This is a genomic window from Proteus terrae, from assembly GCF_003144325.1.
In the GTDB taxonomy this organism is placed as follows: Bacteria; Pseudomonadota; Gammaproteobacteria; order Enterobacterales; family Enterobacteriaceae; genus Proteus; species Proteus terrae.
The window spans coordinates 1-21,058 of the sequence record NZ_PENS01000020.1 but is presented as its reverse complement, the minus strand read 5'-3'; the positions used below and the strand labels follow the sequence as shown (position 1 = coordinate 21,058).

Annotated in this window: 19 protein-coding genes and 1 pseudogene; 7 read left to right on the top strand and 13 right to left on the bottom strand. The window is 38.4% G+C overall.

Annotation, left to right across the window (positions count from 1 at the left end):
* Positions 1-451 precede the first annotated feature (451 nt).
* Positions 452-1,429 carry an elongation factor P--(R)-beta-lysine ligase gene (gene epmA, locus DK857_RS17530; RefSeq protein WP_109402852.1) on the top strand — a complete coding sequence of 326 codons (978 nt, stop codon included), beginning with the start codon at positions 452-454 and terminating at the stop codon, positions 1,427-1,429.
* A gap of 45 nt (positions 1,430-1,474) precedes the next feature.
* Here epmA and DK857_RS17525 read toward each other — a convergent pair whose 3' ends face one another.
* The 6 genes from DK857_RS17525 to glpT form a co-directional block, all read right to left on the bottom strand.
* Complete coding sequence (locus DK857_RS17525) at positions 1,475-1,888, bottom strand: hypothetical protein (protein ID WP_109395363.1); 414 nt, start codon at positions 1,886-1,888, stop codon at positions 1,475-1,477.
* Positions 1,885-2,427: a LemA family protein gene (locus DK857_RS17520; protein WP_109402851.1), complete on the bottom strand. Its 543-nt coding sequence runs from the start codon at positions 2,425-2,427 to the stop codon at positions 1,885-1,887. Before DK857_RS17520 ends, DK857_RS17525 begins: the two co-directional genes overlap by 4 nt.
* A gap of 9 nt (positions 2,428-2,436) precedes the next feature.
* Positions 2,437-3,510, bottom strand: a complete 1,074-nt coding sequence (locus DK857_RS17515; RefSeq protein WP_109402850.1) for a hypothetical protein — start codon at positions 3,508-3,510, stop codon at positions 2,437-2,439.
* A 36-nt stretch (positions 3,511-3,546) separates the two neighbouring features.
* The gene (locus DK857_RS17510; RefSeq protein WP_109402849.1) at positions 3,547-4,104 is read right to left on the bottom strand and encodes a LemA family protein; all 558 of its coding nucleotides are present in this window, start codon (positions 4,102-4,104) and stop codon (positions 3,547-3,549) included.
* Between the two features lie 258 nt (positions 4,105-4,362).
* Entirely contained in the window at positions 4,363-5,442 is a 1,080-nt protein-coding gene (gene glpQ, locus DK857_RS17505) for a glycerophosphodiester phosphodiesterase (RefSeq protein ID WP_098941255.1), read from the bottom strand.
* Positions 5,443-5,577: 135 nt separating this feature from the next.
* Positions 5,578-6,930: a glycerol-3-phosphate transporter gene (glpT, locus tag DK857_RS17500; protein ID WP_109402848.1), complete on the bottom strand. Its 1,353-nt coding sequence runs from the start codon at positions 6,928-6,930 to the stop codon at positions 5,578-5,580.
* A 380-nt stretch (positions 6,931-7,310) separates the two neighbouring features.
* Between glpT and glpA the strand changes: the two genes are divergently transcribed.
* From glpA to glpC, 3 genes are read left to right on the top strand one after another with little or no spacing between them, the layout of a single operon-like run.
* Positions 7,311-8,969, top strand: a complete 1,659-nt coding sequence (gene glpA / locus DK857_RS17495; protein WP_193528612.1) for an anaerobic glycerol-3-phosphate dehydrogenase subunit A — start codon at positions 7,311-7,313, stop codon at positions 8,967-8,969.
* A complete protein-coding gene (gene glpB, locus DK857_RS17490) occupies positions 8,959-10,266 on the top strand; it encodes a glycerol-3-phosphate dehydrogenase subunit GlpB (RefSeq protein ID WP_109402847.1) in 1,308 nt (435 codons plus the stop codon). The genes glpA and glpB overlap by 11 nt, the downstream gene beginning before the upstream one ends.
* Positions 10,263-11,456: an anaerobic glycerol-3-phosphate dehydrogenase subunit GlpC gene (gene glpC, locus DK857_RS17485; RefSeq protein WP_023583709.1), complete on the top strand. Its 1,194-nt coding sequence runs from the start codon at positions 10,263-10,265 to the stop codon at positions 11,454-11,456. Before glpB ends, glpC begins: the two co-directional genes overlap by 4 nt.
* A gap of 181 nt (positions 11,457-11,637) precedes the next feature.
* Here glpC and DK857_RS17480 read toward each other — a convergent pair whose 3' ends face one another.
* The 3 genes from DK857_RS17480 to DK857_RS17470 form a co-directional block, all read right to left on the bottom strand.
* The gene (locus DK857_RS17480; RefSeq protein WP_109402846.1) at positions 11,638-12,783 is read right to left on the bottom strand and encodes a phosphoenolpyruvate-utilizing N-terminal domain-containing protein; all 1,146 of its coding nucleotides are present in this window, start codon (positions 12,781-12,783) and stop codon (positions 11,638-11,640) included.
* Positions 12,784-12,842: 59 nt separating this feature from the next.
* On the bottom strand, positions 12,843-13,946 hold the full coding sequence (locus DK857_RS17475; RefSeq protein WP_099074055.1) for a glycerol dehydrogenase: 1,104 nt from the start codon (positions 13,944-13,946) through the stop codon (positions 12,843-12,845).
* A gap of 365 nt (positions 13,947-14,311) precedes the next feature.
* Entirely contained in the window at positions 14,312-14,986 is a 675-nt protein-coding gene (locus DK857_RS17470; protein ID WP_109402845.1) for a 7-cyano-7-deazaguanine/7-aminomethyl-7-deazaguanine transporter, read from the bottom strand.
* A 205-nt stretch (positions 14,987-15,191) separates the two neighbouring features.
* Between DK857_RS17470 and tusA the strand changes: the two genes are divergently transcribed.
* A complete protein-coding gene (gene tusA, locus DK857_RS17465) occupies positions 15,192-15,446 on the top strand; it encodes a sulfurtransferase TusA (protein ID WP_109402869.1) in 255 nt (84 codons plus the stop codon).
* Positions 15,447-15,533: 87 nt separating this feature from the next.
* Here tusA and DK857_RS17460 read toward each other — a convergent pair whose 3' ends face one another.
* Together DK857_RS17460 and DK857_RS17455 are read right to left on the bottom strand one after the other, a co-directional pair.
* Entirely contained in the window at positions 15,534-17,924 is a 2,391-nt protein-coding gene (locus DK857_RS17460) for a zinc/cadmium/mercury/lead-transporting ATPase (protein WP_109402844.1), read from the bottom strand.
* Positions 17,925-18,104: 180 nt separating this feature from the next.
* Positions 18,105-18,731 carry a lysoplasmalogenase gene (locus DK857_RS17455; protein WP_109402843.1) on the bottom strand — a complete coding sequence of 209 codons (627 nt, stop codon included), beginning with the start codon at positions 18,729-18,731 and terminating at the stop codon, positions 18,105-18,107.
* Positions 18,732-18,878: 147 nt separating this feature from the next.
* On the opposite strand from DK857_RS17455, the gene DK857_RS17450 reads away from it, so the two are divergent.
* Positions 18,879-19,265: a DUF2500 domain-containing protein gene (locus DK857_RS17450; RefSeq protein WP_193528611.1), complete on the top strand. Its 387-nt coding sequence runs from the start codon at positions 18,879-18,881 to the stop codon at positions 19,263-19,265.
* Between the two features lie 75 nt (positions 19,266-19,340).
* Here DK857_RS17450 and DK857_RS17445 read toward each other — a convergent pair whose 3' ends face one another.
* Positions 19,341-19,643 (bottom strand): DUF1145 family protein, encoded by a 303-nt coding sequence (locus DK857_RS17445; protein ID WP_075672964.1) that lies wholly within the window; start codon positions 19,641-19,643, stop codon positions 19,341-19,343.
* A 17-nt stretch (positions 19,644-19,660) separates the two neighbouring features.
* On the bottom strand, positions 19,661-20,245 hold the full coding sequence (rsmD, locus tag DK857_RS17440; protein ID WP_109402841.1) for a 16S rRNA (guanine(966)-N(2))-methyltransferase: 585 nt from the start codon (positions 20,243-20,245) through the stop codon (positions 19,661-19,663).
* Positions 20,246-20,473: 228 nt separating this feature from the next.
* Between rsmD and DK857_RS17435 the strand changes: the two are divergent.
* Positions 20,474-21,058, top strand: a pseudogene (locus DK857_RS17435) (signal recognition particle-docking protein FtsY); the annotation flags it as partial.

The window sequence follows — 21,058 nt, the reverse complement described above, 5'->3', positions numbered from 1 at the left end:
TTATCTAAAACAAATCGGTTTGTCTTGTTAATTGTTAATAAAATATTAATAATATTTCTAAAGGTTTTTAATACTAATCAAAATACGTAGATTTAAATAGAAAGTTAACATTGAAGTTTAGATGAATTTGGCTATTTAAATATAAGCATAGTGTTAGTTTATTGTTATTTTTAATTGAGAAAAAGAATTATTCTAATTAACTACTATTATAAAAATAGTGAAAACTCACTGAGTTTCTTACTCTAAATAGGTGTTTATTTAAACGATAAAAAGTGCCAAAAAGTAGATGTTTTGTAGAATTACATTTATTTGTCTTATGTGTTTTTACTTAAAAAATGAAAAGATTAATGAAAAAATATAAAATGAAACCCTTCTTTATTAGGAGAAATTTGTCTGTTGAAGAGGATGCGAGTAAACTGCACGCTTTGTTTTCTGTTGGAGTTTTTCGTTCATGAGTGAAATCGCGGATTGGCAGCCAAGCGCCTCAATCGCCAACTTGCTAAAAAAGGCGAAAATAGTCAGTAATATTAGGCGTTTTTTCGCTGATCGTGGTGTGTTAGAAGTTGAAACGCCTATGATGAGTCAGGCTACCGTTACCGATGTTCATCTTTGCCCATTTGAAACCCAATTTGTGGGGCCAGGCGCTTCTCAAGGGCTGAAACTTTATTTGATGACAAGCCCTGAATACCACATGAAGCGTTTATTAGCTGCAAACAGTGGCCCGATTTATCAAATGGGGCGTTGCTTCCGTAATGAGGAAGCCGGTAGATATCATAATCCGGAATTTACGATGCTAGAGTGGTATCGACCTTGTTTTGATATGTACCGGTTGATGAATGAAGTCGATGATCTACTGCAAGAAGTCTTAGATTGTGAAACATCAGAGTCACTCTCTTATCAACAAGCATTCTTGCGTTATCTCGATATCGACCCTTTATCTGTTGATAAAGAAAAATTACGTGAAGTGGCTACAAAACTGGATTTATCAAATATTGCAGATACTGAAGAAGATAAAGATACACTACTTCAATTGCTATTTGTTTCTGGGGTTGAACCTCATATCGGTTTAGAAAAGCCAACGTTTATCTATCATTTCCCTGCGTCACAAGCCTCATTAGCTGAAATTAGCTCTGAAGATCATCGTGTAGCAGAGCGTTTTGAAGTCTATTTTAAAGGTGTTGAATTAGCGAATGGATTTCGTGAGTTGACGGATGCTCAAGAGCAACGCCATCGTTTTGAACGTGATAACCGTCAGCGAGTGGCAATGGGATTACCAGAGCAACCTATTGATGAGCGTTTTTTAGCGGCTCTTGAAGCGGGATTACCAGAGTGTTCTGGTGTGGCTTTAGGCGTTGATCGTCTCATTATGTTGGCGCTTGGTTTAGAGCATATTAGCGATATCATTGCCTTTCCTGTTTACAGAGCATAAGTTCATCTATCGATGAGAATTAAAAAAGAGAGTCTAGGCTCTCTTTTATTTTTTTGATTTTCGGTTTTGCCTTCGCTTTTCTTCTGCTTCAAGCGCTTTTTCTTGAAACTTCGCAAATTTATTCCCTGTTACGTCTTTCATATAGCGATAATTAATAAACCAATACGTAATACATGAAAATAAAATAACCCACCAGATTAAGAGTAGTTTTAATGCCGAGTTAACACCGAGTATTAAATTAAAACTAATCAAGACCATTAAGCTGACAAATACCGAGCTAAATAACCCACCTGCAATTTGTGGCATATATTTTTTTAAAGGAGTAATACTCATTAATGGTAAAATAATCGCCATTGAAAATAATGTACCAAAAGTGGCAAGCATAATAATCATGATGGGATCACCAAGACCTAATATCCAATCGGTGATACCAAAAAATGAAAAAGGAATTTCTATCATGAAGTTGCCTCCCTACTAGGGTAGAAAAGAGGGATATCTTTAAAATTAAAAATCAATTTAAACAATACATTAGGGAATATATGTATTTCAGTATTATAGAGTGTGACGGATTGATTAAAAAATTCACGTCTATCTGCAATACACTCTTCTAACTCTTTAGCTTGTGCTTGTAATACGTGTAAATTTTTTCCGCTGATAAGTTCAGGGTATTTTTCAGCAATGATGAGTGATTTTTTTATTTGAGGTAATAACTGATTAGCTAAATCAACTTTTTGGTCTAATACATCTGCGCGTAAATAGTGCTCTCTATTTTCAGCTAATTTTTCAAATAAGGCTTTCTCATGATCCATCGCTTTTTGTGTAATTACTATCAACATGGGGATCAAATCGGCTTGTTTTTTTAATAAAACATCAATATTTGCAAAGGCTTTATAGCAATTATTCTTTAGCATTACCATGTTGTTATAAATCATCACTAATTGGCGTATTAAAAAATAAACCAAAGCGAGAATAAAAATGATGAAAATAAGCCATTCCATATTAATCAATTACCAAGATGAAGAGGTGCTATTAAAATAAAGTGTTAGGATGCCATTTTGGTAATCCATTGGTATCACTAGAATGGATAAGATAACAAAAAGAGCAATAATAACGATGATGGCCGAGTTACGACGAAAAGGGCGTGCTTTGTTCCAACGGACAACATAATCTTGTGGTGATAAACCTAATAGATAGTGAGGAGCATTGTGTGTGATAACAACTTCATCATTGATAGGTTCTGCATTACCTATTAATAAATAAGTGGTATCAGCTTCTAAGATGTACTCCTTAAAACGTTTATTGTTATATTCCAGATCTTGGTGAGGATCGATGCCAAGGTGAACTAAAGGTTTGTCAGCTGCAAGAACTTGAACCGAGCCTGTATCATCAGTCATAGTAAAATTGTTGATCTTTTTGTCACAGAGTGTTTGGCGATAGCTTTTCTTACCTTCTTTATCTGTGGATATGTCATATTCATAATAGCAGTAGCCATAGCACTCTTTTTTACCCAGGCGACTTGTGAGTTTTTTACCCGCAGTTATCTTGCCTTCAATTTCAACAAGCCCAATGGCTAAAGAGCGAATTTTAGATGTCGCTAGAATTTTTTGAAAACGTAAAAAACGCTTTTCTGGTGTTTTTTTGGCAATTTGATAAACGAACATTAAAACGAAACTTAAAAAGAACAATCTATGGTCAATAAAAAAGCCAAAGCTTAAAAAGAGCAGTAACAGGCTAATAAATACGGTGTTAATCAATGCTGAAAATTTAGACTCACCTTCCATTTGTAATTGATGATAATTTTTTATCGCCTTTTCACCAATATTTCCAATATGATTTGAAATACCATAGGAAAATATCAAAATGACAGCGAATGCAATACAGGAGATAAGGTTAACAACAGAGTCTTCACCACTAGGATAAAGGTCATTTCCTCGCGAAAAAAACAGATAATTTCCAGCAGCAAAAGCGATCCCTAAAAAGGGAACAATACCCAAATTGTTCTTCTTTTTTTGAGCTCGTTTACTGCGTAAAAAATAGATTAATGCGCCAACAGCACTGCCGATAAAAAAATAAATTAACACTGCAATTTATCCTTAATGCGGTTATTTAACTTATTGTTATTTAAATCTGATACCTTCAAATTTCATTTCTTCTTTTGGTATTTCTAATAATTGCATACGCTCAAAGCGGAAAAGGCCGGCAATTAAGCTATCAGGAAACATTTCTATTGCGGTGTTGTAGTGAGTCACTGCATCATTAAAACCTTCACGACGTTGAGCAATTTTATTTTCTACGTCACTAACACCAGTTTGAAGTAATGCGAGTTGTTCACCTGAAATTAACGTCGGGTAATTTTCAGCAAGGGCAATCATGCCTCGTAGTGCTGTATTCATCTCATTTGTTGCGCTGATTTTTTCATTAATATTTTGCGCTTTAAAATAGCGTTGTCTTGCGTCACTTAATGCAATAAATACACTTTTTTCGTGCTCCATTGCTTTTTCAGCTACTGCCATTAATTGAGGAATTTGGTCGGCTCTTTGTTTTAAAATAACGTCAATATTCGCAAACTGATTACTTACTTGATTACGTGTCGCAATAAGACGGTTGTAAATTGAAATTCCCCAACCAATAAAAAGAACGATAAGAATAAGCAAAATAATAGCCATTATTGTCATAATGATCCCTTCCTCTAAATATTTAATAAATAATGATAGCTAAATTAAAAAGTGATTATGATTTTTTAATTAAATTATTTGAGTAAGTTAGAGAAAGATGAAGAAATATACAATCAGAAAGGGCGCAAATCTTACAAGAAAGAGTATCTACTTGTCATACTTCAAGTTATAGCATTGTTGACTGTATCACTAGCACTAGCCACATACTCATGTATGTGGCTAGTGTTTCATTTATTTGTAGCCTAGCTACACCTTGAATTATTTAGCTTGTTTTTGTAAGAATTTAACTCCTAAATCAGGGAAGTCTGTAAAGACACCTTCAGCACCCGCTTGGTTATAAATGATGTCGTAAAGTTGATCACCGTCTTTGGCGTATTTAGGAAGTTTATCAATACGAACAGTAAACGGATGAATGGTTAGTTTATTCGCGTGAGCATCTGCTGCCATACCCGTTAAGGTGATTTTTTCTGGCGTTGAATCTGCTTCAACTAACATATGATAATCAGGGCCAATAGCATCAGCATAAGTTGCAATTTCTTTCATTGCACCCGGCTTAAACATCCACTCATAGCTGTAGTTTGTCCATGTACCGTCAGGCTGTTTTTCATATGTCTCATTCCAGTCGGTATAAGCAATTAGCTGAACAAGTTTTAGATCCATGCCCATTTTTGGCATCAATTCTGTTTTGATGCGTTTTAGGTCGTTAGCATCGAATGATTGTAGATAAACATTGTCGGTTTTTTTCGTATAACCGTACTGTTTAAGTACTTCCAGTACTTTAGTGGTAATGTCTTTACCTTCTTGTTCATGGAACCAAGGTGCTTTGATTTCAGGATAAATACCAATATCTTGACCTGTTGATTTGTTTAGACCTTGGATAAATTCAATTTCTTCTTGGAAAGTATGTACACGGAAATCCGATTTGCCCATAGGGAAACGGTTTGGATAACTTTGGACTTTTTTACCATCAACAATGTCAAAACCTTCGGTAAATTTCAGTCCCTTAATTTCTTCAAGGGTAAAGTCGATAGCATAGTAACGGCCATCTTTTCTTGCTCTATCAGGATAACGATCAGCCACATCTGTTACACGATCAAGATAGTGGTCATGTAAAACAACTAATTCGTTGTCTTTGGTCATCACCAAGTCTTGCTCTAGATAATCTGCACCTTGGGCATAAGCTAATGCTTTGGCAGGAAGCGTATGTTCAGGCAAATAACCACTTGCACCACGGTGAGCGATAACGACCTTATCACTTGCCGCTTGTGCGATTGCACTTAAGGATAGAGTTAAAAGAACGCCTGCAACTAACGGTTTTATTCTAAAAGATGTACTCATAAAGCTGCTCCATTTTAATTCTACGTACAATAAAGTTATGTACAGTTGGCAATAAAAAAGCCACATCAAAACAGTTGATGTGGCTTGGTTTTTAGAGATGAGATTTAGCTAATTTCATAAATAATCAGTTAGCGATTATTCGTATTTCTGAAGCATTTCACGTTTGTGTTTGGTTTCGGTAACCATCACGATAAGTAATAACACAACAGACAGTGCACTACCGCCGATCATGACCATAAAGCCGCCATCCCAGCCGAAGTAGTCAACTGTGTAACCTACGATAGCACTCGCCGCAACAGAACCACCTAAGTAACCGAATAAACCGGTAAAGCCTGCTGCTGTACCTGCTGCTTTTTTCGGTGCAAGCTCAAGAGCATGCAGACCAATCAACATAACAGGACCGTAGATTAAGAAACCGATGATTAACATACACGCCATATCAACATTCGGGTTACCCGCTGGGTTCATCCAGAATACGATAGTTGCGATAGTGACTAAGGTCATGAAGAACACACCTGTTGCACCACGGTTACCTCTGAACACTTTATCCGACATCCAACCACACAGCAGTGTGCCCGGAATACCTGCGTATTCGTATAAGAAGTAAGCCCATGATGATTTATCCATTGCGAAGTGTTTTACTTCACGCAGATAAGTTGGTGACCAATCCAGCACGCCATAGCGTAGTAAGTAAACGAACACGTTCGCAATTGCAATCATCCACAGAAGTTTGTTAGGGAACACATACTTCATAAAGATTTCTTTTGCTGTCAGTTCTTGTTCGTCAGTTTCTTTATAATCAGGTGGATAATCGTTTTTGTACTCTTCAATTGAAGGTAAACCACAAGATTGAGGGGTATCACGCATTAATGCGAATGCAATCATTGCAACTAAGATTGCCGCAAATGCTGGCATATATAACGCTGCTTTCCAGTCGTTAAACCACGCCATACCTAATAAGAACAGTAACGGAGGTAAACCACCACCGACGTTATGCGCACAGTTCCAGATAGAAACGATACCGCCACGTTCTTTCTGTGACCACCAGTGAACCATGGTACGTCCACAAGGAGGCCAACCCATACCTTGGAACCAACCACAAAGGAACAACAGAACGAACATAATCATAATGCTCGAAGTTGCCCATGGAACAAAGCCCATAACTAACATCACTAAAGATGCTAAAATAAGACCTGCTGGTAAGAAATAACGTGGGTTAGCGCGGTCAGAGAACGATCCCATAATAAACTTAGAGAAACCATAAGCAATAGAGATCCCTGATAACGCAAAACCTAGATCCCCTTTTGAGAATCCCTCTTCTACAAGATAAGGCATTGCTAACGCAAAGTTTTTTCTTACTAAATAATAAGCAGCGTAACCGAAGAAAATCCCCATAAAGATCTGCCAACGTAGACGACGATAGACGGGATCTATCTGCTCTTTTGGCAAACGCGCTTTATGTGGCGCAGGTCTAAACAGACTTAACATATTAGCCTCCGATGGCTTTTATTTTAATATGTTGATATTAAATAATGACAAAACGAACAGTGAAGTTATCAAAAAATTTTCTTTAACGAACTTAATAGTAAACTTATACAATCAAATTTACTGTGAGGTATTACTCAGTTGTCGAATAATTTTTCAAGATGTGCAATTTTGAGTGATATGTTAACTTTATCAAATACTTTTTGTTAAATAATTTGTGATTGGTGTCACATATGTGGTTTTAATCTTTCACTCGTGAGCGTTTCTCTTTCGTTTTTGCTCATTATCAAACATTAACCACATTTTTTGTGTATCTTATACACTATAATTAACGCTAAAGAATAAATAAGCGTTTGCTGAATGTAATGTGAGAGGGCATCTCTATGATGAGCGGTTCACCAGTGACAGAAACTGATGTCATTATTATTGGCGGGGGAGCAACTGGTGCGGGCATGGCAAGAGACTGTGCACGCCGTGGATTACGTTGCGTCCTGCTAGAAAGACATGATATTGCAACCGGTGCAACCGGTCGAAATCATGGATTGTTACACAGTGGTGCGCGTTATGCAGTAACAGACCCAGAGTCAGCGCGTGAGTGTATTGAAGAAAACATGATTTTAAAACGGGTCGCTCGTCATTGTGTTGAAAGAACGGATGGCCTTTTTATTACCCTTCCTGAAGATTCTTTAGAGTTTCAACAGACCTTTATTCAATCTTGCCAAGCCGCAGGGATTGATGCTCAAGCGATTTCACCCGAAGAAGCTATTCGCTTAGAGCCTTCTGTTAACCCTAATTTAATCGGTGCGGTTAAAGTTCCTGATGGCACAGTTGATCCTTTCCGTTTAACCGCCGCAAATATGTTAGATGCCCGCGAACATGGCGCTCAAGTACTGACTTATCATGAAGTCGTTGGACTTATTCGTGAAGGTGACCGTGTTAAAGGCGTGAAAGTTTACGATCATCAAGCGAAAAAACTGTATGAAATTCGCGCGCAAATAGTGGCGAATGCTGGGGGGATTTGGGGACAAAAAATCGCTGAGTATGGCGAGTTAAAAGTTCGTATGTTCCCAGCCAAAGGTGCATTACTGATTTTGGGTCATCGTATTAACAATATGGTGATCAACCGTTGTCGTAAACCTGCGGATGCCGATATTTTAGTTCCTGGCGACACCATTTCATTGATTGGTACAACATCAACACGAGTACCTTACGATGAAATTGACAATATGTATGTCACCCCTGAAGAAGTCGATATTCTTATCCGTGAAGGTTCAATGTTAGCGCCAAAACTGGCTCAAACTCGAATTTTACGTGCTTATGCTGGTGTGCGTCCTTTAGTGGCAAGTGATGATGATCCATCTGGTCGTAATGTTAGTCGTGGTATTGTTTTACTCGACCATGCGCAACGTGATGGATTAGAAGGCTTCATTACTATTACTGGCGGTAAATTAATGACTTACCGTTTAATGGCTGAATGGGCAACAGATAAAATCTGCGAAAAATTAAATGTTTCTGCAAAATGTACCACAGCAGAAGAAGCTTTACCGGGCTCTCGTCAGTCAGCAGAGCAAGCATTACGTAGCGTTGTTTCATTACCTGCGCCCATTCGTGGTTCTGCGGTTTATCGCCATGGTGATTTAGCTAATAAATTATTGAGCAATGAGCGTAGTGATAAGAGTTTAGTTTGTGAATGTGAAGCTGTTACTGCGGGGGAAGTTCGCTATGCAGTTAACTCTTTAACAGTCAACAATTTACTTGATTTACGTCGCCGTACTCGTGTGGGTATGGGAACATGCCAAGGTGAACTTTGTGCTTGTCGTGCAGCGGGTTTATTAAACCGTTTACAAGTTACTACTCCTCACGAATCAGAACAACAGCTTGCCCATTTCTTAAATGAGCGTTGGAAAGGTATTCGACCAATTGCTTGGGGTAATGCATTACGTGAAAGTGAATTCACCAGTTGGGTTTACCAAGGTTTATGTGGTTTAGATGCTGATATGATTGAAAAAACAGCTTCAGCGGAGGCAGATAATGAAATTTGACGTCATCATTATAGGTAGCGGACTTGCAGGTTTAACCGCAGGTATTCGTCTTGCTGAAGCCGGTAAGTCTTGCGCAATTATCAGCAATGGCCAAAGTGCACTGCATTTTTCATCGGGGTCGTTGGATCTATTAACTCATCTTCCTGATGGTTCATTAGTGACTCAGCCGAAGAAAGCTTTAGCAACATTAGCTGAACTTGCCCCTAAACATCCTTATAGTCGTATGGGTGAAACACAAGTTTCAATTTTAATTGAACAGGCTCAAGCATTACTGGAAAGTACAAAAGACCTTGAATATCAAGGTAGTGGTGATGAAAACCATTATCGTATTACACCTGTTGGGCGTTCACGTATGAGTTGGATGAGTCCAAAACGTGTACCCACTCATGGTGTTGACCAAGCACTGCCGTGGAAAAAGCTGGCGGTTGTTGGAATTGAAGGCTTCTTAGATTTTCAGCCACAATTTGCAAGCAATACGCTGAATGAGCAGGGTGTTGAATCTATTCCGTATCATATTCATTTACCGCTATTAGACAGATTACGTGATAACCCAAGTGAATTTAGAGCAGTTAATATTGCTCGTTATTTAGATAAGCCTGAAAACACCAAAGCGTTAGCGGAAGAGCTGAAAAAACATATTGATGACAGTGTTGAAGCGATTATTTTGCCTGCATGTATCGGGCTGGATGCAGAAGAGCCTGTGACGCTACTTCAACAACTTGTGGGTAAACCTATTTGTTTATTACCGACACTACCGCCATCACTATTAGGTATTCGTTTACACCAAGCATTAAAACTGCGTTTCCAAAAAGCTGGCGGTTTAATTATGCCGGGCGATCGTGCAGAACAAGTTGATTTAATTGGTAATAAAGTTACAGGTATTCATACTCGAAACCATACTGATATTCCTATTCGTAGTGAACATGTTGTATTGGCAACAGGCAGTTTCTTCAATAATGGTTTAATTGCAGAGTTTGATCGTGTCTATGAACCTTTAATGGAGCTTGATTTGCTAGAGACATTACCACGCAATGAGTGGACACAAGTAAATGTCTTTGCAAAACAGCCTTATATGCGATTTGGTGTTGATACAGATAGTCAATTAAGACCGATGAAATACGGTGAGGTCTTAGAGAATGTTTACGCTGTAGGTGCTGTATTAGGTGGGTTTGACCCTCTTAATGAAGGTTGTGGTGCGGGTGTTTCAATGATCAGCGCACTTTATGCAGCGCAACAAATTTTACAGCACAATAAATCAGAACAGACCACATCTGCGGTTGTGGAGGCAGCACAATGAGTTTACATGATAACAGTTTTGAAGCGTGCATTAAGTGTACAGTTTGTACTACTTACTGCCCAGTTGCAAAAGTAAATCCACTTTACCCTGGCCCTAAACAAGCGGGCCCTGATGGTGAGCGTTTACGTCTAAAAGATCCGATGCTTTATGATGAAGCATTGAAATATTGCACTAACTGTAAGCGTTGTGAAGTTGCTTGTCCGTCAGATGTGAAGATTGGTGACATCATTTCGCGTGCGAAACTGAACTACAATACGAAAACACCAAAACTTCGTGATGCTATTTTAAGTCATACGGATTTAATGGGAACATTATCAACGCCAATGGCGCCGATAGTAAATACCATTACAGGATTAAAACCTGTACGTAAAATCTTGGATAAAGCACTTAAAATTGACCATCGTCGCGAATTACCAAAATACTCTTTTGGTACATTTAGAACGTGGATGAAAAAACAAGTTGAAGAGCAAGCGCGTTTTAAAGATCAAGTAGCCTTCTTCCATGGTTGTTACGCTAACTATAACCACCCACAATTAGGGAAAGATTTAGTTAAAGTATTCAATAAAATGGAGATTGGTGTTCAGTTATTAAAACGCGAAAAATGCTGTGGTGTTGCATTAATTGCGAATGGTTTTGTTAAACAAGCCAAAAAACAAGCCGCAGTCAACCTTGAATCACTGACAGAAAAAATTGTTGAAAACAATATTCCTGTCGTTGCAACATCATCAACTTGTACTTTCACTATTCGTGATGAGTATGAACATATTCTTGATGTTGATACATCAAAAGTACGTGAAAATATTGAATTAGCGACACGCTATATTTATCGTTTATTAGAAGAAGGTCGTGAATTACCACTGAAACATACTCCGTTAAAAGTGGTGTATCACACACCTTGTCATATGGAAAAAATGGGATGGACAGCATATTCCATTGATTTAATTAAACGTATCCCAGGTGTTGAGGTCATTGTTTTAGATTCTCAATGCTGTGGTATTGCCGGAACTTACGGTTTTAAATCTGAAAACTATGATGTTGCTCAAGGCATTGGAGCGGGCTTATTCCGTCAAATTGAAGAGAGTGGCTGTGATTTGGTAATTACAGACTGTGAAACCTGTAAATGGCAAATTGAGATGTCAACGACAAAAAAATGTGAACACCCCATTAGTTTACTGGCAAGAGCATTATAAGTATTGCCTATTAGATAATAAAAAAGTAATTGATTACTAAGATAACAAGCAGCTAGGGAATAAAAGAGGATCTTTTGTTCCCTTTTTTTATTTTTTAGTAAAAAAGAGATTAAATATAAGATAATAAGGAAATTAAATAACCTGACACTGTGGAACACTGGTTATTTAAATACTCTCATTTTTAATGAGAGATATAGGTATTTTGATAAAGCCACATATTTTGGACTTTTTTTAGTGTGATATTTTGCCCATCAGTCAGCGAAAGGGCTTGCCTTCCCGCCTCGTTAATAATTGGAATATCTAATGCATTGGCTAATACTGTAGTATTAGATAGAGGGTTCCCATGACTTAATAAAATTCCCTTGATCTTGTTGGTATCAAGAGCCATTAATGTTGAAGGATGAAGCAGTTTTGTTACTAAAATTGCGTTTGTATAAGGAGGATGCGTGATTGGAGGGGGAGCAGAAGTTAAATAGCGTAGTAATCGATATAAAATATCATCTAAATCACTTTCACGAGCACGCATATTATCATCATCCATTTGCGCGTAAGTATCTATTAAATCAATAAATGTCTGCTGTAAGGCGAATTCAGCATTGCAGTGGTGTTTGTTTATCATGCTACATACAGTCAGTTGTAATTCGGTATTTTCTAATAAGAAGCGGTGACTAGAAAAAATATGAGCATATTGTTCTCCAACCTTGCGATACGCTTCCTCAGTTAACCAGTCTATATCCTTTTGGGATCGCTCAATCGCTTTTACGAGACGTTTTTGCTCTTCAAGTAATAAATGAGAGGATATTTTTTTACGAGGGATCACGAAACGATGATAAGGGTATAGCCAAACAGGTGCGGTGATAATTCTGACAGGTTCGTAATTTGTGTTTTTAGGGTGAATATTAAAATTAGGAAGATTTTCGCCTAATTGCAGTTTTTTAATTGTAATGGTTTTATGTGCTGCTTTTTCTGCTTCTTCAAGTGAAGCGCCTAGCGCAATACTATTGGCCGCAGCCAAGGTGCCTTCGACAATCGGAGCTGAACTTAACGCAACATTTGTGGCAACGTTATGCTCAAGATTAGCGATGGCGAGTGCCGCGTTTTGTGCTGAATGATAAGTATCGAGTAAAACGAGTACACCTTGTTTGTTATAACTCTTTTTAATTGCTGTGAGTATGGTTTCTGGTGACACTTCATTAGCAAGATCAGAAGGTGTTTGGTAGTTAGTTGCAATGGCAATTTTTACTTGGCGATCTACAGTCTGATTAACGAGCTCTTTGATACCATTGGCGAGCGTAAGGCTCTTTGAAACTAATACGATACTGACCATAAAACACCCTTTTTTGTAAATGCAAACAGGGAGATAAGCACTCCCTGCTTACTCAGGCTTTAATAAAGCCATTCCCGTCCTAATTGGTCGGCAGTTAAAATTGCGGCATAAACCTTATCGGAATCAACATCAAATGGCATGTTGTAAATTGTCTCTCCTTCAGCACAACTTAACTCAGCAACCGCCATGATTTTTTCATTTAATTCATCGCCTGTTGCATTGATACCCAACTCTTCTAAAGTGACAGGTAGCCCAACTAAAATACAGAAATCAAGGAACTCTTCTAACTCTTCTAATGGGCTGTTTTCTAACACTAATTGGACTAATGTACCAAAGGCAACCTTTTCACCATGATACATGTTGTGACACTCTTCTAATGCCGTAAATCCATTATGAATGGCGTGGGCAGCCGCAAGACCCGCACTTTCAAAACCGATACCACTTAAGAAGGTATTAGCTTCAATAATATTTTCTACCGCAGTTGTACAAACACCACGGCTTACCGCAAGTTTTGCTTTATAACCATCTTCTAAAAGGGTGTTATAGCAAAGTTCAGCTAGAGCTAGAGCTGCAAGTGTCGATTTACCTCCAGCCATGGTCTGTTTTTGGGCATGACTGCAAGCTCTTGCTTCAAAGTAAGTTGCTAAAGCATCCCCCATACCTGCTACTAATAAACGAGCTGGCGCAGAAGCGATGATATTAGTATCCATCACGACAACGTCAGGATTTGTTGGGTAGAAAAGATAACTATCAAATGCGCCTAATTCAGTATAAATCACAGAAAGTGCACTTGTCGGTGCATCAGTGGAAGCAATGGTTGGAGAAATAACGACAGGAAGTTGGCATTTATAAGCAACAGCTTTGGCAGTATCAAGTGTTTTACCACCACCAACGCCGATGATCACAAGAGAAGCTTGTGCTTTTGCAAGTTCAGATAGTCGATTGATTTCGTTGTGTGTGCATTCACCATTAAAAAGTTCGAAGTGCCCATTAACTTCATATTGAGACATACTATCTTTAACGGTACTACCAACAAGTTCCATAACAAATTTATCGGCAATAATCAGTGCTCTATCACCAAAAGGCTTCGCATATTTACCAATATGATATAGCGCGTCTGGCCCTTGAATATACTTAGCGGGGGATTGAATAACTTTTAACATAATAGACTCCTACTATTCGCAAAAGAGAGTAAAAAATCCTTATGGTGAGACTCGTCATCCCAACTGACATATAACAATATGGAGACGTTCTAAGAATACATTAACAGTTTAATAGATGAATAAAATAATTTATTGTAAATAATTAAGACTTTTTATATTAGCATGTGAAAAACATCCTAATAATGATATTTAAGCAATATTTCGTGAGTTATTTAACGAATCATGCTAATTAATTACTATGCAAAATATTTACGAAAAATAATAAATTATTAGAATCAGAATAAAGCTTCATAAAATTGGCTTATGAAGCTTTATTATTGGAATTATGACACTTTTGTCATTATTTTTTTGCGAGGAGATCCAGATTATGAGCGAATTTCAGCATAATCTTGTTTTTGATTTTCTTGTGCGAAAAAGTGACGCAAAATAAAATTCAATAAGACACCATATGCAGGTAAGAAGAACAGCATACAAATGGTTAATTTAAACACGTAGTCAACTAATGCAATTTCAACCCAATTCTCTGCCATAAATGTGTCAGTACTACGATAAAATGCAATAAAGAAGAATGCGAGTGTGTCGAGTAAATTACCGAAGAACATTGCTGCACTTGGCGCTACCCACCATTTTTGTTGTTGTCTTAAACGATTAAAGACAGACACATCCATGATTTGACCTAACACATAAGCCATAAAGCTTGCTGTCGCAATTCTTGCCACCATAATATTAAAATCAGTTAATGAGGCAAAACCCTGCCAACTGCCTTGGAAGAAAAGTGTTGAGATCAGGTAAGAAATCGCTAATGCAGGTAGCATAACGGCGGTAATGATGCGTCTGGCAAGTGGTGCACCATAAATACGAACCGTTAAATCTGTTGCCAGAAAAATAAACGGAAAGGTAAAGGCGCCCCAAGTGGTATGGAAACCAAAAATGGAAATAGGTAATTGCACAAGATAGTTACTAGAAGTAATTATCAATATGTGGAACAAAGAAAGCCATAACAGCGCCACCGCTTTTTGGCGGGGAGTAAACGTATACATAAATTGTACCTTTTTAGTGATTGGGGTGAGGGAACCCAATAAAACAGTGATTTCTCTCTTAAATGAGAGGATGCGCATAATACGCCTGTTGCGCAACAAAAGCAAAGGTTAGGGGGAATACCTTTGTGCTTAATGTGCCGTGATGTGAACACGAAAGCGAGATATAATGACAAAATCTGTCGGTGTAAGAAGAATGGTTAATAGAATGAATGCTCAATTTGATGATGCAACCAAGACATTAGATACGCTAGGACTACGTTGCCCTGAACCTGTGATGTTAGTACGTAAAACCATAAGAAATATGGCATTAGGCGAGACGTTATTAGTGATTGCTGATGATCCTGCCACTGTGCGTGATATTCCTGGCTTTTGCCGATTTATGGAACATGACTTATTAAATCAAGAGACGCAATCTACACCTTATCGCTATCTTATCCGTAAAAAAGAGAGCAATCTGTAATTTATACTGTAAATATTGCTTATAATCGCGCTAAAAAATAACCCAAACCCCATATACTGAGGTTTGGGTTTTGTTATTTTAGCGTACTTACTCTTTGTTTGAAGCGCTAATTTTTACTCTTAACAGTCTTACGGCATTGGCTGTTACCAGCGCTGTTGCCCCAGAGTCAGCAAGAACAGCAACCCAAAGCCCAGTAATTCCTAATAAGCTTGTTACTAAAAATATCGCTTTTAAACCAAGTGCTATCGTGATGTTTTCACGTATGATTTTACGTGTCGCACGAGATAACTTAATAATTTCAGGTAAGCCAGTTAAACGGTTATGCGTTAATGCTGCATCAGCTGTTTCAAGTGCAACGTCTGTACCGCTTCCCATTGCGACACCAATGGTTGCTGCCTTCATTGCTGGCGCATCATTGATACCATCGCCCACCATCATTGTGTTATGCGTTTTACTGATCTCCATGACTGAAGTCACTTTATCTTCAGGCAGTAATCCTGCTCGGAAATCCATACCTAGTTTTTTCGCAATAGCCGCGGCTGCTCTTGGATTATCACCTGTTAACATAACGGCATTGATGTTCATCTCTTTCAATAATTTCATTGATTCGACAGCGTCACTGCGTAAGGTATCTTGCATAGCAATAACACCGATAAACTGACTTTCTTTTAATACGACAACCACGGTTTTGCCTTCATCTTCAAGGCGTGCAACTTCTTGTTGCCACTGAGAAGAAAGTGAGGTGTCTTCTGATAATTGAGAAGGTGCACTCACCAGAATATGTTGGCTATTTAAATAACCTTCAATTCCTTTACCTGCTAGCGCTTTACGATCTTCTGCTTCAACAACAAGTACGCCTTCATCTTGTGCTTTATTGATAATGGCTCTGGCTAATGGGTGATGAGAGCCAATTTCTACGGATGAAGCAAAAGTCAGTACTTCTTTTTCATTAAATCCGGTTTCAGCCACCACATCAGTAACTTGAGGTTTGCCTTCGGTTAATGTGCCTGTTTTATCTAATGCGATAGTGTTAACAGTACCTAATTGCTCTAATGCTGCGCCACCTTTGATAAGCGCTCCACGTTTAGTTGCAGCCGCTAATGCTGAAGTGATGGCTGCTGGTGTTGAGATAACTAAAGCACAAGGACAACCAATGAGTAATAGAGTTAAACCGCGATAAATCCATGTTTCCCAAGGTTGTGAGAACAACAGTGGTGGAACTATGATAACCAGTGCAGAGAACAGCATAATCGCAGGTGTATAGTAACGACTAAAGCGATCAATAAAGCGTTCAATTGGGGCTCTACGCTCTTCTGCTTCTTCAATCAATTGCAAAATACGGTCGATAGCATTTTGCCCTTGTTCAGATACTACTTTCATCTGTACAGATCTATCGACAGATAAACAACCAGCAGCGACTTTTTCGCCTTGTAAACGCTCTACGGGTACGGATTCGCCCGTTAATGCACTTTCATCAAAGCTTGCAAACGTACTGACTAATTCCGCGTCTGTTGGCAAACGTGAACCCGGTGCAATCTCAATAATGTCGCCCGGACGTAATTGCGCAACTGGAACAGTTTGTTTTTTACCGTCTTTGACTAATGTTGCTTCTTCTGGCACTAATGCCATTAATGCACTCACACCACGACGAGCACGTCCTGCGGCATAAGACTCCAGCATTTCACCAATCATAAACAGCAAAATAACCATTGCTGCTTCTTCGGTTGCATTAATAAATAGTGCACCAATTGCAGCGACACTCATCAATGTTTCAATAGCAAACGGCGTACCACTGCGAATAAGTTGTAAGGACTTTTTCACAATGGGGAATAGACCAATTAAGGTTGTTGCAATAAAGGCGGCTCGACCTGCTTGTGGATCAATAACCTCGGCACCCCAGCTAATTGCCATCAAAAGCGCCAAAATAATCACATATGAGCTCTCTTTCAAGAAACTCTGCTTCACCACTTTTTGGGATTGAGGCGATGAGAGATCAAAAAGCTCGAAACCGGCACTGTTAATAGCCGCAATGACATCGGCGCGTAGATCACTATCAGCATCAACGACTAATTTTTCGGTGGCAAAAAGGACTTTTGCTTGTTTTACACCCGCAACTTTAAGTGCTGCTGTTTCAATTTTTTGAGCGCAACTTGGGCAATCCATACCTTGCACTTTCCAGCTAAAGCGCTGTTGTGCAATCTTTTCTGGCTCAATGTTAGAGACAGGGGCATTGATATCACAGCTTCCATGAGTGTGGTTGTGCCCATCATGGTTATGGTCGTGATCATGTTCGTGGGAGTGTCCGTGGTGGTGCTCATCCTCACATTCAGGATCACTTTTATCTATTTTGGTATGAGAATGTCCACTTTCAGTATGTGAGTGCGTACTATCATCTGAGTGACCTGAACAGCATTGAGAGCTTGAGCAGCAAGCATCGGTATGTTTATGGTTATCGTGTTGATGAGCATGTTTAGTCATAACTGGCTCTCCTTGTTCAACAAAGTAAAGTCTAAATTTATCTATCTGATAAGTACTTTACAGCTTGGAGTAGAGTCCAGAGTCAAGATACCGAAGGCATATTCATTGGCAAAAAGTGCGAATTAGGTTAAAAAATTAACCCCTTGATTTAAATATTTAAAACAAGGGGCTGGATTTAAACTAAAGGAACAGTGCTCTGACAATAAAGAAATGACCAATAAAATAACAGGCGCTGACAAGTCCTTTAGACGCTGAAAATGAGAAGCGGAAGCGATTGATTAGCCATATTGAGTAAGCAATTACTAACAATAATGAGCCAATCATTACTGATAAGTTATAATCATTACTTAAATAGAAGAATTTTTCACCTGCAATCCAAAACATAGCAAATGCAGCTAGTAAAGTTAGAGAGGCTGGAATAGCTAATTTATCGAGCTTTGTCCAAACAATGGCTAGAACGATAATGAAAGCAACAATAACGAATCCAAGTAAAGGAAGATAGAACGTGAGTTGTAATGGTAGTAAAAAACTCACCATATAAAGTATGTAACTTAGAAAAACTAAGGCAAGAGAAGGTAGTAAATACTTACCATCAAATATTCTTAAGATATCAGAAAGCAGTGTCGCTAATAACGCACCGACAATAAGGTAGCTATTAATATTGTGTTCGGGAACTTGCCATGCCCAGAGTAATAAAAGCAGTAGCGTGATAGGACGGAATAACCATCGTTGCCAATTAGGGCCTCGATATGCGGCATCGATATAAAGCCATCCGGAGAATAATACGGCGAGAAAAGGCCAACTCATAATATCTTCCTTATATTCAGAACTGTTTTATTATTCATAACAGAAAGATTAATTTAAGAATAGCGGTTAATGACGAAACTGATGGACTTATTAAAATAATATAAAGCACAATGTTTTTTAATCCATATAACGATAGGAATTAATGTAATGAATAAAGCGGCTATTTTAGGAATTGCGGTACTGGTGATTATTATAGCGTCAGCAACTTATCGTTTTTTCGAGCAAAGAAAACAGCGGATAAGTGACGATAATTCACCTGTTACACTCTATATGGTTGAAGTAATTGATAAAAAAGAAGTTGCAGCAAATGAACGACGTTCAAGAGAAAATGATGTAAATGGCCCAGAAACAACATATTATTATCAAGTGACCTTTCGTTTAACCACTGATGATCGTAAAGATTTAGTGTTAAAAATGGATAAATCATCTTATCAAAATATCGAACCTGAAATGAAAGGACGTTTGTTTATGCAAGGCAGTCGTTTTGTACAGTTTGAAACAGATATACCAATCGATGAACAAAATAATAAATAAGCGAAAGTGATTATAAGATTGGCAACCTCTGGGGTAGATGGGCAACCCCAGATAATTGCGAGGATATAACAATATTTATGGCTGTGGTTTAGTTTTATTCTTTTGTTTTTCTTCGTATTCTTTACGTAATTCTTTTTGTATTTTTAAGAGTTCAAAGATCCCAAAAAAGAAAATGCGAAACTGTAATGCCGTTGAGGGTTTTTGATCTTTAGGTTGTCCTGCTTTATACATAACGATTTGTAATCCATGCATAATCACCATAAAAATCAATGCAATATCCATAAAGTACTTTAGAGGCTTAGGAAATGGGGAAATAATATTTAAAAACAGAAAGCCCCAAACACCGACCATTAAAAATCGGCCAAAAAAGATTAACATAGCAGCTCCATAAAAAATTAAGCAGATAAACTGCGAATATAAAGACGATACGCGACTTGCCCTGCGATCTTCTCTCTATGTAATGTCCAATGAGTCGGAATTGTATAAGTCTGTGCTTTAACTTCTTCCTCAATATAAATATAGCAATCTTGCGCTAACCAACCGTTATTTTCTAATAATTGGATAGTGTCTGACAACATGCCTTTATGAAAAGGAGGATCTAAAAAAACGATATTATAAGGAGAACCTTGTTTAGCAAGATATGACAATGCACTGTCTTGAATGACATGCCCATTCTTGGCATTAAGTAAGATTAAATTTGCGGTAATTTGTTGGGCAACTGCACGTTCATATTCGATAAACGTGGTTTCACGAGCATAGCGAGAAAGAGCTTCAATACCTAAACCACCGCTTCCTGCAAAACAGTCGAGGCAACGAGCATCTTGGATAACGGGCATTAGCCAATTAAAGAGCGTTTCTTTTACTCTATCCGTCGTTGGTCGTAATCCTTGGCTATCGAGAACAGGAAGTTTACGACCACGCCATTTTCCCCCAATTATTCTGATTTGTCCCATTGGGGCTTTTTGTGGTTTTTTAGCCATATTATTTTGATTTATATCGTTTAAACGTGAGTTTTGGAGTGTCTTTTGGAATAAGGAATTCGTGTCTGTTGTTATCTCGATGACTTCCCTTGATTTAATCCGGAATAATTTACCATAAAATTCGTATAAAAGATGCGTTTATCCATGATCAAATGATAGACTTCATTATTATTTTCAATATCGTCAATGTAATCGCGCCATGATTTAGTGCGAGGAGTTTAGTAGCTAATGGCAAAAGAAAAAAAAGGTTTTTTCTCGTGGCTCGGTTTTGGGCGTAACAAAGAAGAAAATATTGAGCAAGAGAAAGAACAGCAACGCTTAGAAGAAGAGCGTTTAGAACAAGAACGTTTGGCAAAAGAAGCTCAAGAAGATGCGGCTCGCCAAGCGCAATTAGAAGCAGAGCAAGAACGTTTAGAAGCAGAACGCCAAGAAGCGCAACGTGTTATACAAGATAGATTGGCACAAGAAGCTGAAAAACAACGTTTAGAACAAGAGAAAGCCCAGCGCCAAGCAGAAATAGAAGCAGAGCAAGCGCGTTTAGAGGCAGAGCATGCAGAACAAGCTCGTTTAGCTCAAGAAGCACAAGCTCAACGCCTTGCGCAAGAAGAGGCACAGCGCCAAGCTGAACTTAAGGCGGAGCAAGAACGCTTAGAAGTACAACGCCAAGAAGCGGAGCGTGCAGAACAAGCTCGTCTAGCTCAAGAAGCACAAGCTCAACGCCTTGCGCAAGAAGAGGCACAGCGCCAAGCCGAACTTAAGGCGGAGCAAGAACGCTTAGAAGCACAACGCCAAGAAGCGGAGCGTGCAGAACAA